The organism is uncultured Dialister sp., assembly GCF_900538805.1.
In the GTDB taxonomy this organism is placed as follows: domain Bacteria; phylum Bacillota; class Negativicutes; order Veillonellales; family Dialisteraceae; genus Dialister.
On record NZ_UPZP01000082.1, the window covers coordinates 1 to 10921 of the forward strand.

Here is a 10921-nt window from a genome sequence, read left to right on the forward strand (position 1 = left end):
CTCATCGCCGCCAAAGGCGGCGATACCACAACCCTCAGCGGCGAAGCCGCTGTCAAACCTAAGAACCTTAAGAACCCGTGGGCCCTTCGGGCCCGCCCCCTTTGGTGGCTTCGCCACCACCTTCCCACCAGCTTCGCTGGTGGGACTATGGGTGCTCAGCATTGTGCCACATGATACCAGGGGTAAGCGTAGAGCGGTTTATTCTGCCCCCTGAATAGGGTGGCAAGGGAACACGATTCGTAGGGGAGCGTAGCGACCTGAGAATCGTGTGACACGCTTTCCCGTGGAGGAAGTCCGGCGAAGCCGGATAGGGGGTAGCCACCGGAGGTGGCTAATTCCCGCCGACTGGTATTTAATAGCATTTGTCTCATAAACGGCTTGTACCGAGATTCTTCGCCTGCGGCTCAGAATGACGATGGGACGGAAAGGTAATCCCGTAACGCTGACTATAAAACTCATCGCCCGAAGGGCGATACCACACCCTTTGAACCCTTAGAACCCTAAGAACCTTCTGAACCCTCACGCCGCAGGCGTGTCCTCAGAACCCTCTCCTTTTTGTCATTCCCTATAAATTTTTTCTGTAATAGAAAAAAGGTTTTTATAAAATCTATTTTTTCTAATGGTGTATAATTAATGGTGTAAGAAAAGGCCTTGCGAAAAGGTAGGGAGGAAATACATGGGCCATGCGGGGGCATGGCAGCGCTGATTTGTGGTCCAAATCCCCGAAGATGGGGTTTCCGATAGTCCAAAGGAGGAATTGATATGACTATAACTTATGTTCTTCAGGTTCTTCAGGCAATGGAAGATGGGAAAATTCAGGATCCAACCTACATCAAGGATCTGGAGGGTGAGCTTCATAAGGCTTTTCGCCGGGTACGGAGAAGACTGCTTCGCCTGCGCAGCCGTGCGCAGTATGAAATCGGTGAAATGGACAGGGCGAAGGTTTCCGCCACTTCCGGCCACATGGAGGAGTTTACCAAGTACTGCGCTTTGATTCGTAATTTCGACCTGAAGGACTGCGAAGGTCTTCCAGGCATTGAAAGTTTCCTGAAGGAAGGGTTCAAGGTAGACGATATGATTGACCGGGCGGACAAGATTGCCAGCCTGGAAGCTGTGAGCGCCGCTGCCTATTCGCCCATGGCCCTGGGATTCGGCCTTCTGGACAGCTTCGCTATCCTGCCGAAGGTGAATATCGACAATAAACGTTTCCACAGCATGGACATGGCATACATTCATGAGCTCATCGAAGATCTCAAGAATTATCAGAACCATGTGAGAAAGCTCACCGCCGCCATTGATGAAATCGGCCTCAAAGCCAGGGAGGAGGCTGACTGTCTCAATGACCTTCACGATTATTTCGTAGACGGCATTGACGACCTGAAGTCCATTCTGGAACGGAAAGGGGAGGACTGGAACCGCTATTCCCAGTCTGAAAAGATGCAGATTGCCCGGGCCATCCAGTGCGCCCAGCTCATTACCATCCTCTTCCCCCATCTCTTGAACGACAAGGGCGAAGTAAGCGAGGACAGCGAGAAGGCCATCGAAAAGGCAAAGAAGGCACTGGCTTTCCGGGATGCCTGAGAAAGCAGGAATGGAAATGGGCAGAGTGATTCTGCCCATTCTTTCCATTTTCCTATAGGTCCTTATGTATGTTATAATAACAAATATAGATATGTAGGGAATCGCTGGTTCATTTCCTTTTGCTGTTTTACTATCAGTGCTTCCCTGTTTCGAAGAATCTTACTGATTGAAGGGGGAACGAGTCATGTCGATTTCTTTTATTCTGCGAATGATCGCAGGGGCTGTCAGCGGCAATTCCAATTCTGCCCGTCCGGAAAGCATTAACGGCGAAGTGGAAAGAGCCAAAAGAAGGGCAACAAAAAGAATCAACCGCGCCAAGGTGCGGGCCCAGAATGAACTGGGTGAGCTGGACCGCGTGAGAATCAGCCTCATGTCCGGCGATATGAAAAAATTCACCAGCCTTTTTGCCCAGCTGAAAAATGTGGATTTCCACGACTGCGACACGCTTACGGGACTGGAACATTTCAATAAGGAAAGAAAGAACTGGCGGGAAATGGAAAAACTCTCCGCCAAGGCCATGAGCGTGGTCACCCTGGCAGGTGCCGTGGACGCCGTGGGATTCGGCGCCGGCGTGCTTGACCAGTATGCCAAGGTACCGGACATCAAGGGACTGGATATCACTCAGGGCACCGATGACGTGAATGCCTTGAAGGACATGAGCGCCCGGCTCCAGGAATTCCAGCAGGAAGTTAAAAACATGTGCATCCGCATGCAGCTGGTCCGTCATGAAGCCAGAAAGACCGAAGACGCCCTCCTTGACCTGTCCGATTACTTTGAAGACGGCATAGAGGATATTAAAGCCATCCAGAACGAAGCAGGCAGCGACTGGAAGAAATACACCCCGGCCCAGAAAATCTTAATCGGCCGCACCGCCCAGATTGCCCGCCTCATCCGCGCCCTCTCTGAAATCCGCTTCCTCAACGACGACGCCACCCTCCGCCCTGAAATTCAGGAGTCCGTGGACGCAGCGGAAGAACTGCTTGATGAACTGGGAGCATAACAGCATAACTTTGAAATAGAAAAACCGGTGCCCTAGAAGGGCGCCGGTTTTTTGATTGGGGCCGCGGGGCCCAGGTTCGGCCCGCCGTGGCGGGCTGGTTCAGAAGGTTTAAAGGGGGCGTCCTATGGAAATGGTAAATGATGAAATTGTAAATGGTAAATGAAGGTGGGCGGCTTCGCCGCCAGTTTGGATAAAACCATACAACCGGGCTTCGCCCGGGGAAAACAGGCAAACCGCCCTGCGGGCGGGAAAACCAAACAACCGCGCCTATGGCGCGAGGAAATGCACCCCTTTTGGTGCTGTGCATCACCTTTTCCCCGGAGGGGGAGAACTTATCCCGCCGTTAAACAATGAGCGACTTAAGTTAGCACTAAGTGAAGCGTAGAGCAGACTTCCCCCTCCGGGGAAAGTACCGCCGCAGGCGGGGATAGGGGTGCATTTCCAGCGGGCGAAGCCCGGTTAGCATGTTTTCCAATCGCGCCAAGGGCGCGGTTTTGTGGTTTTATCATAAGAGGCGGCCTTCATTTAAAAGGCCGCCCACCATTGCCGCCGAAGGCGGCTTTAGGCTCCTCCCCCAGAAAGGAACTGCCCGATAGGGCTGAGGAACACCGAGTAATGCACTTTATACTTATGAGTCAAATCAGGCCCCTTCGGGGCCTCGGCCTTTCAAAGAAAGGCCTGCTATCATCCGTCGCCTACGGCGTGTACAGCGAACATGATTTGAAGGAGCGACAGCGACGCGCAAATCATAGTGAGTCGTTTCCCCTTTAGGGGCCACCTTCTTCCAGAGGAAGAAGGCTTAAAACTGCGGCGGAGCCGCCACCTTCCCCTTGAGCGTCAGCGAACACAACCTTTCTACACAACCTGCCGCCGACAGGCGGCCTCAACCTACGCCGTCAGGCGTGCCCCCTTTTTTATTTGCGGCGGAGCCGCCACCACAACCCTCTGAACCCTTTGAACCTTCTGAACCCTTTGAACCCTTTTCTTTCAAAATCAGTACTCAATCACCCCGATTTATTGTACAATAGTAAAAGGTATCAAGTATTTTTACAGGAGATGATAGGGGTTGAAGAGATTTCAAAAATGGGCACTGGTCTTAGGGGTCTCTCTGGCTTTTTCCTGGGGAGGGACGGCCGGGGCTTTTGAGCCTTATTACCTGAACGGTGACAAGACCTATCCCATGATACAGAATACCGGCGGTATTTACAATGACGGCGCCACAGGCCTGTTTCTGGATTTGTCCACATTAACGGTGGAGGATGTCTTTGAGGACGGCCTCCAGGCAAAGGTGAAGACTATGGATGTGAAGTCCGCCAAGGCCTTTACGGAAAACTGGATTCATGTGCGCTACAGCGTGGACGGAAAGGCCTGGGCCCTGGGACAGGATGGGCGCTGGCGGGAAATCCCGTCCAATACGGAGGATCCCGCGTCTTTGACTGTCTATTTCATCAGGCAGGCCATGGCAGAAGACGCTACCCGTGACCGGCTGTCCGGCGAAATCGGGCAGATTATGGAAACCAAGAAGGACAATCTGGGCAAAACGGCGCCATCCGATGCCATTCCATTAATGGATGTTGAGGCCCCGCCCCAGGCGCCGGCGGTGAAGGAAAAGGGCAGCGTGCAGAAACAGAGCGCCGATACCGATACAGTGACTGTGACCATCACGGAGGCGCCAAAGGTGGAAATCACCACCACCCCGCCGCCGCAGGTGGATATCACATAAAATGTAAATTATTTTTTCGAGGTGTATGATGGCAAAAAGACATTACGAACTTCATGTAGCCGGCTGCACAAGGCAGCTTCCCATTCTGAATATTTCCGACAAAATGGCTATCGCCGGCTTTGTCATTCTGGGTGACACGGAAATCGTGGAAAAGTGTGCCAAAGAACTGGCCGCCAAGGTGCCGAAGGATACGGATATTATTATGACCGCGGAAACCAAGGGCATTCCCCTGGCCCACGAACTGGCCAGTGTGCTGGGCATGAAGAAGTACATCGTAGCCAGGAAATCGGTGAAGGCCTACATGGAAAATCCCATCTGGGTGGAAGATGAATCCATTACCACCGCAGGAAAACAGCGGCTTTACCTCATGGATACGGACGTGGAACTGCTGAAGGGAAGAAACGTGCTCCTGGTGGACGACGTCATCAGCACCGGCGGCTCCATGAAGGCCATGAAACAGCTGGCTGAAAAGGCCGGCGCCAACGTCATCGGCGAAGCAGCCATCCTGGCAGAAGGGGATGCTGCGGACAGAAAGGACATTATTTATCTGGAACCGCTGCCCCTGTTTGAAGCGGAATGATGGAGGGCTGCCGGAGGCAGCCCGGGTTCAGAAGGTTCGGCCCGCCAGCGGCGGGCTGGTTCAGAAGGTTCAAAGGGTTGTGGTGGGCGGCTTTATGGACACGCCCTTTGGGCGTGAGGGTTCAGAGGGGTCAAAAGGTTCACAGGGTTCAGAGGGTTGCGGTAGGCGGCTTTGCCGCCAGTTTGTAGAAAACAGCTTTAGCAGGCTAGTGAACTAGCGGACTAGTGAGCTAGTAAAAATCAGACAACCGGGCTTTCGCCCGGGGAAAACAGGCAAAACTCGCTTTGCTCGTTGGAAAAACATACAACCGCCCTTGCGGGCGAGGAAAATGCACCCCTTTTGGTGCTAACGCACCACCTTTCCCCCGGAGGGGGAACTCTCAGCGTCGCTATGCTATGAGCTACTTAAGTTAGCACAAGGGGAAACGGAGAGCAGACCTCCCCCTCCGGGGGAGGTGCCGTAGGCAGAAGGGGTGCATTTCTACGAGCGAAGCGAGGTTGTTTGGTTTTCGCTGCCACCGGCAGCGCTGCCGCCAAAGGCGGCATATATACTGCCGCGAAGCGGCCACCACAACCCTCGCGGCCGAAGGCCGCGTCAAACCTAAGAACCCTCCGGCCAACGGCCTGTCAAACTTCAGAACCTTCCGGGAAGCGGCGCCAGCCGCTTCCCCAATATGATATAATAAGGAATACAATGTTTACGTTACTGATATTGTCTCCACAGGAGGAAACAGATGAAACATCAGGAAATTGTTATGATTGTTGACTTTGGCGGCCAGTATGCCCAGCTCATTGCACGGCGTGTCCGTGAATGCGGCGTGTACTGCGAAATCCTGCCATACAACAAGAGCGCTGAGGAAATCCTTGCCCAGAACCCGAAGGGCATTATTTTCTCCGGCGGCCCGTCCAGCGTAAATGCAGAAAATGCGCCGCAGGTGGATCCCAACGTATTCAAGGCAGGCATCCCCATTCTTGGTATCTGCTACGGCATGCAGCTTATGGCCAAGGAACTGGGCGGCGAAGTATCAAAGCCTGAAAAGCACGAATACGGTCACACCGAATTCTACCGCAACGGCAGCTCCGCCCTCTTTGAAGGGGTTTCCGAAAAGACCGCTGTATGGATGAGCCACGGTGATGCAGTTACCGACATGCCCGCCGGCTTTGGCCTCACCGGTCACACCGATCTCACTCCCACCGCTGCCATGGCCGACGAAGCGCGCCGTTTCTTCGGCGTACAGTTCCATCCGGAAGTGGTTCACACTCCCGAAGGCACCACCATGCTGAAGAATTTCCTCTTTAAAATCTGCGAATGCGAAGGCGGCTGGTCCATGGGCAACTACATCGACATTGCCGTAGAAAACATCCGCGAAAAGGTAGGAAAGCACAATGTCATCTGCGCCCTCTCCGGCGGCGTGGATTCTTCCGTGGCTGCCGTACTGGTTCATAAAGCCATCGGCGACCAGCTTACCTGCGTCTTCGTTGACCACGGCTTCCTGCGCCTGGGCGAAGCGGAACAGGTGGTGGACACCTTCAAGAATAAGTTCAACATGAAACTGGTGCACATCGATGCTTCCAAACATTTCATGTCCCTCCTGAAGGGCGTCACCGAACCGGAAAAGAAGCGTAAAACCATTGGTGCTGAATTTATCCACACCTTCCAGGAAGAAGCAAACAAACTGGAAGACGTGAAATTCCTGGTGCAGGGCACCCTGTATCCTGACGTGGTGGAATCGGGCACCGCCACCGCCTCCACCATCAAATCCCACCACAACGTAGGGGGCCTTCCGAAGGATATGAAATTCCAGCTCATCGAACCGCTCCGCGAACTCTTCAAGGATGAAGTCCGCGAACTGGGCCGCCAGCTGGGCCTTCCGGAAGAAGTGGTGAACCGCCAGCCATTCCCGGGACCGGGCCTGGCTATCCGCATCATCGGCGAAATCACACCGGAACGGCTGGATATCCTCCGCCGCGCCGATTTCATCGTAAGAGACGTCATTAAACAGCATGGCCTCTATAATGATATCTGGCAGTCCTTCGCCATCCTCCCCGCAGCTATCCGTTCCGTAGGCGTGCAGGGCGATGAAAGAACCTACGATTACACCGTAGGCATCCGCGCCGTCACCTCCTCCGACGGCATGACGGCTGATTATTTCCGCTTCCCCTGGGAAGTGCTGGACGAAATGAGCCGCCGTATCTGCAACGAAGTGGCTGGAGTGAACAGAGTGGTCTATGACATCACCTCCAAGCCGCCGAGCACCATCGAATGGGAATAATTTCATAATTTAGAAAAAGCCTCCGTTTACTGGGGGCTTTTCTTGATGAAATCAAACTAAGAAGACCATCATGAAAAAAGAAATCACCCTGTCCCTGCAGGAAACAGCTGACAAATCCATGGAAATCCGCCGCATCTATCACTCACTGGAAAAGGGAATCCACGGGAAAGAATGGAGCTCGGAAGAAGATGCACTGGCTTTCCTCACAGATGCCGCTCTCATCGGACGCCTTGTTATGGCCAAAGAAGGCCGCTGGCCCAGCAGCGAAGAATCCATGCTTCCCTCCAAAATAGGAGAATGTGTATGGTGGCTGGCTGTACTGGCGGAGGAAAATGGTCTTTCCTTCGCTGACTGTGTGGAAACATTTCTGAAAGAAAAAGAAGAATTTCTGAAGCAGGAATAGATGGGAAAGAGAACTGATATGCATGGATTCTACTCTGATGCAGGGAAGCTTTGCAAAGCCTTAGGAAAATTGTCACAGACCGTGAAACAGGACAAAACTCATGGCCCTGACAAATAGAAGAACCCTTCCGGATACAGTGCATATAACTCTCATTCGTGGTATACTTAAAAAGCGAAAATATCTGTATTTATAGGCTTTCATAAGGGGCTTCACCATGCATAACGAACAAAAGGTAACAGACCATATCTGCTGGATTGGCGGCAATGATTTTGTTTCCAGCCGGTTTGAGAATCTCATTCCCATATCCCGGGGGATTTCTTATAACAGCTATTTCATCGACGATGAGAAGACGGCGGTCATTGATACGGTGGATTCGGTGATTCGTGATTTATTTATGGATAACGTATCCCATCTCCTCCACGGGAGAAAGCTGGACTACATCGTCATCAACCACATGGAGCCGGACCACAGCGGGTCGCTGCTGGCGCTGGCGGAGGCGTATCCGCAGGCGAAGATTATTGCCACGCCCCAGGCGCAGAAGATGATTGGCCAGTATTTCCATATTTCTTTGGCGAACCGTTTCATTTCCTCCGACGAAAAGCTGGAAATCTCCCTGGGCACCCACAAGCTTCGTTTCCTGAAGGCCCCCATGGTGCACTGGCCGGAGGTGACTTTTACCTTTGAGGAAACGGAGAAGGTTCTCTTTTCCGCCGACGCCTTCGGCACCTTCGGCGTGCTGAACGGCTCTATTTTTGCGGACGACGTGGATTATGAAGAAGAATACCTTCCGAGCTGCCGGAAGTACTATGCCAACATCGTGGCCCGCTACGGCATGCAGGTGCAGATGGCGCTGAAGAAGGCAGCGGCCCTTGATGCGGCCTATATCTGCTCCCTCCACGGCCCTGTTTTCCGGAGGAAGGAAGACATGGACAGGATTCTTTCCCTCTATAAGAAATGGGCGTCCTGGGAGGCTGAAGAAAGGTCCGTTTCCATTTTCTTTGCCTCCCCCTACGGAAATACGGCCATGGCGGCGCAGGTCCTGGCAGGGAAGCTGGCGAAGGAGGGCATCAGAAACCTGAAGCTGGTGGACCTCTGCAGCGCGTCCATTACGGAAGCATTCCCGGAGGTACTGCGCAGGAGCCACATGGTGCTGGCGGCGGTGACCATGAATATGGGCCTCAACCCCGTGATGAATGCATTCATGGACCTTTGCCATGAAATGGACGTGCAGAACCGCACCATTTCCATCATCGGAAACAGCAGCTGGGCGCCGAACATGAGCGGCAAAGTTATGCTGGAAAAGGCGAAGACCTGGAAGAAATGCACCATCCTGGGAGAACCGGTGCATATTTCCTCCGCTCCCGCCGATGACGGCACCCTTGACAAGCTGGCAAAGCTCATTGCCGGCGATATAATGACAGAAAAGAAGGCATGAAGATGAAAAAATGGATGGCCTGTGCGGCGGCTTTCTGCCTGTCCGCAGCCATGTTTCTCTCAGGCTGCGGCAGCCGTCCCTCAGTGCATGTAATGAAAGCAGAACAAAGCAGGGAACCCTTTACCCTGGAAACTAAGGCGGCGCCGGAAGCCCTTCACACGGCTCCCGTGATTCCTCAGGTTTCGGGAAATCTAATTTCCAATCCTCCCGACGTGGGCACCGTGGTGAATGCGGGAGATGAACTTTTCAAAATCGACTCTTCCCAGTACGAGTCCCAGGCGGCGGCCCTTCGGAGCCAGATTGCCGCCGCCTCCCAGGCAGCGGCGCCCACCTACACCTACAGCGCTCCCGCCGTGGATGACAGTCTGGAAGCATCCCTCCTGAAACAGGGCATTATCACCAGGGCCGAATACGACCGAATCAAAGGAAGAAAAGGCGGCGGCGCCGTGCAGGCGGCTCCTGCAGCAGAGCCTGCCCAGGCACCGGCCCAGCTGGTGGCCTCTCTCCAGACCATAGAAAAGACCATTGCCAACTGCACCGTCCGCGCCCCCATCAGCGGCGTCATTTCCCAGGTCTATATCGGAGACACCCATCTGGCCATGGCAGGCAAACCATCCCTCGTCATCCGCCAGGACTCTCCCGTTACCGCTTCTGTGCAGATTCCAGCCAAACTGGATAACGTGATGGAAAAGGCCAAGGACGACAAAACCCTCACCGTCACCATGAGCGACGGATCGGAAGTGTGGTACGGCGAACTCAAAAAACAGCCCAATGAAAACGGTGAAAAATTCACCACCTACAAAGTGCAGGTGGATAACCCGGACGATGAAATCACCATCGGCAACGAATACAGCATCCGCATCGAAAGCGGACAGAACGTTTCCTGCTTCATGATTCCCAAATCCGCCATCATCGGCGACAGCACCGTGGCCGTAGTGAATGACGACAACCTGGTGGACATGAAATCTGTCTCCATTGCCAGCGACACCGGCGGCTACGTCCTCATCATGGACGGCCTGGCAGAAGGGGACCGGGTCATCACCGACCCGCCCAAGAGCCTTGACATGGGCATGCAGGTGGACGTGAAATGAAATGGGAAAGAAGTGACTTCCTCGGTGACGCCGTCACCACCGCCAGAAAACTTATAGGCGCCGTCGTAGTCCGCCGCTCCCCGGAAGGCGTGACCGCCGGCCGCATCGTGGAATGCGAAGCCTACGGCGAAACCTATGAGGGCCACAAAGACGACGGCGCCCACGTATTCAAAGGCCTCACGCCAAGAACAAAAATCATCTTCGGCGAAGGCGGCCATGCCTACGTGTACCTTGTCTACGGCATGTACACCTGCCTCAACTTCGTCTGCGGCCACGAAGGAGAATCCGGCTCTGTCCTCATCCGCGCCCTGGAACCCTTAGAAGGCCTGGACCTCATGAAAAAGAGAAGACACCAGACAAAAGAAAAACTCCTCACCTCCGGCCCCGGCCGCCTCACCCAGGCCATGGGCATAGACATGACCTTCTACGGCATGGACCTCACCGGAGATACCCTCTACGTGGAAACAAGAGAAGACGGTCCCTGGCCCGTGGAGGTGACAAAAAGAAAAAACATAGACTACGCCACCTACGGCAAAGACTTCCCCTGGCGGTTTCTGCTGAAAGGAAATCCCTATATATCTAAATGAGAAAACAATGGGGCTGTGAAAACATGATTGATTTCTCCTCGGATAGTTAGACAATTTGGCGGCAGACGCCTTATCATAGGTCTGCAAGGAACAATTGACGCAAACACTCACCCCGCTCCATTGTCATTTCGACCGAAGCCGGTCAGCCACCAATAGGAAAGCCTCTTATTGTGCAGGCTAGAGGCCAACTTCGGCTGACTTGGAGACTCCATGCAGAGTCTCCACAGAGTGGAGAAATCTCCCTCTCCC

General features: G+C 53.7%; 9 protein-coding genes. All 9 read left to right on the forward strand.

Annotation, left to right across the window (positions count from 1 at the left end; translation table 11 throughout):
* Window positions 1–762: 762 nt before the first annotated feature.
* Window positions 763–1581 carry a hypothetical protein gene (locus QZQ29_RS07385; RefSeq protein WP_296961872.1) on the forward strand — a complete coding sequence of 273 codons (819 nt, stop codon included), beginning with the start codon at window positions 763–765 and terminating at the stop codon, window positions 1579–1581.
* Between the two features lie 184 nt (window positions 1582–1765).
* Window positions 1766–2581 carry a hypothetical protein gene (locus QZQ29_RS07390; RefSeq protein ID WP_296961873.1) on the forward strand — a complete coding sequence of 272 codons (816 nt, stop codon included), beginning with the start codon at window positions 1766–1768 and terminating at the stop codon, window positions 2579–2581.
* 1180 nt (window positions 2582–3761) lie between these two features.
* Complete coding sequence (locus QZQ29_RS07395; protein WP_296961874.1) at window positions 3762–4304, forward strand: hypothetical protein; 543 nt, start codon at window positions 3762–3764, stop codon at window positions 4302–4304.
* Window positions 4305–4332: 28 nt separating this feature from the next.
* Complete coding sequence (locus QZQ29_RS07400; protein WP_296961881.1) at window positions 4333–4884, forward strand: phosphoribosyltransferase family protein; 552 nt, start codon at window positions 4333–4335, stop codon at window positions 4882–4884.
* Window positions 4885–5617: 733 nt separating this feature from the next.
* Window positions 5618–7156 carry a glutamine-hydrolyzing GMP synthase gene (gene guaA / locus QZQ29_RS07405; protein WP_296961875.1) on the forward strand — a complete coding sequence of 513 codons (1539 nt, stop codon included), beginning with the start codon at window positions 5618–5620 and terminating at the stop codon, window positions 7154–7156.
* 70 nt (window positions 7157–7226) lie between these two features.
* Window positions 7227–7559: a MazG-like protein gene (locus QZQ29_RS07410; RefSeq protein ID WP_296961876.1), complete on the forward strand. Its 333-nt coding sequence runs from the start codon at window positions 7227–7229 to the stop codon at window positions 7557–7559.
* A 214-nt stretch (window positions 7560–7773) separates the two neighbouring features.
* Complete coding sequence (locus QZQ29_RS07415; RefSeq protein ID WP_296961877.1) at window positions 7774–8994, forward strand: FprA family A-type flavoprotein; 1221 nt, start codon at window positions 7774–7776, stop codon at window positions 8992–8994.
* 2 nt (window positions 8995–8996) lie between these two features.
* Window positions 8997–10085, forward strand: coding sequence for an efflux RND transporter periplasmic adaptor subunit (locus QZQ29_RS07420; RefSeq protein ID WP_296961878.1), 1089 nt, complete (start codon window positions 8997–8999; stop codon window positions 10083–10085).
* Entirely contained in the window at window positions 10082–10672 is a 591-nt protein-coding gene (locus QZQ29_RS07425) for a DNA-3-methyladenine glycosylase (RefSeq protein ID WP_296961879.1), read from the forward strand. The genes QZQ29_RS07420 and QZQ29_RS07425 overlap by 4 nt, the downstream gene beginning before the upstream one ends.
* Window positions 10673–10921 lie beyond the last annotated feature (249 nt).

Coding starts and splice junctions, on each gene's coding strand:
- QZQ29_RS07385 (WP_296961872.1), top strand. CDS start 763: ATGACTATAACTTATGTTCTTCAGGTTCTTCAGGCAATGGAAGATGGG.
- QZQ29_RS07390 (WP_296961873.1), top strand. CDS start 1,766: ATGTCGATTTCTTTTATTCTGCGAATGATCGCAGGGGCTGTCAGCGGC.
- QZQ29_RS07395 (WP_296961874.1), top strand. CDS start 3,762: ATGATACAGAATACCGGCGGTATTTACAATGACGGCGCCACAGGCCTG.
- QZQ29_RS07400 (WP_296961881.1), top strand. CDS start 4,333: ATGGCAAAAAGACATTACGAACTTCATGTAGCCGGCTGCACAAGGCAG.
- guaA (WP_296961875.1), top strand. CDS start 5,618: ATGAAACATCAGGAAATTGTTATGATTGTTGACTTTGGCGGCCAGTAT.
- QZQ29_RS07410 (WP_296961876.1), top strand. CDS start 7,227: ATGAAAAAAGAAATCACCCTGTCCCTGCAGGAAACAGCTGACAAATCC.
- QZQ29_RS07415 (WP_296961877.1), top strand. CDS start 7,774: ATGCATAACGAACAAAAGGTAACAGACCATATCTGCTGGATTGGCGGC.
- QZQ29_RS07420 (WP_296961878.1), top strand. CDS start 8,997: ATGAAAAAATGGATGGCCTGTGCGGCGGCTTTCTGCCTGTCCGCAGCC.
- QZQ29_RS07425 (WP_296961879.1), top strand. CDS start 10,082: ATGAAATGGGAAAGAAGTGACTTCCTCGGTGACGCCGTCACCACCGCC.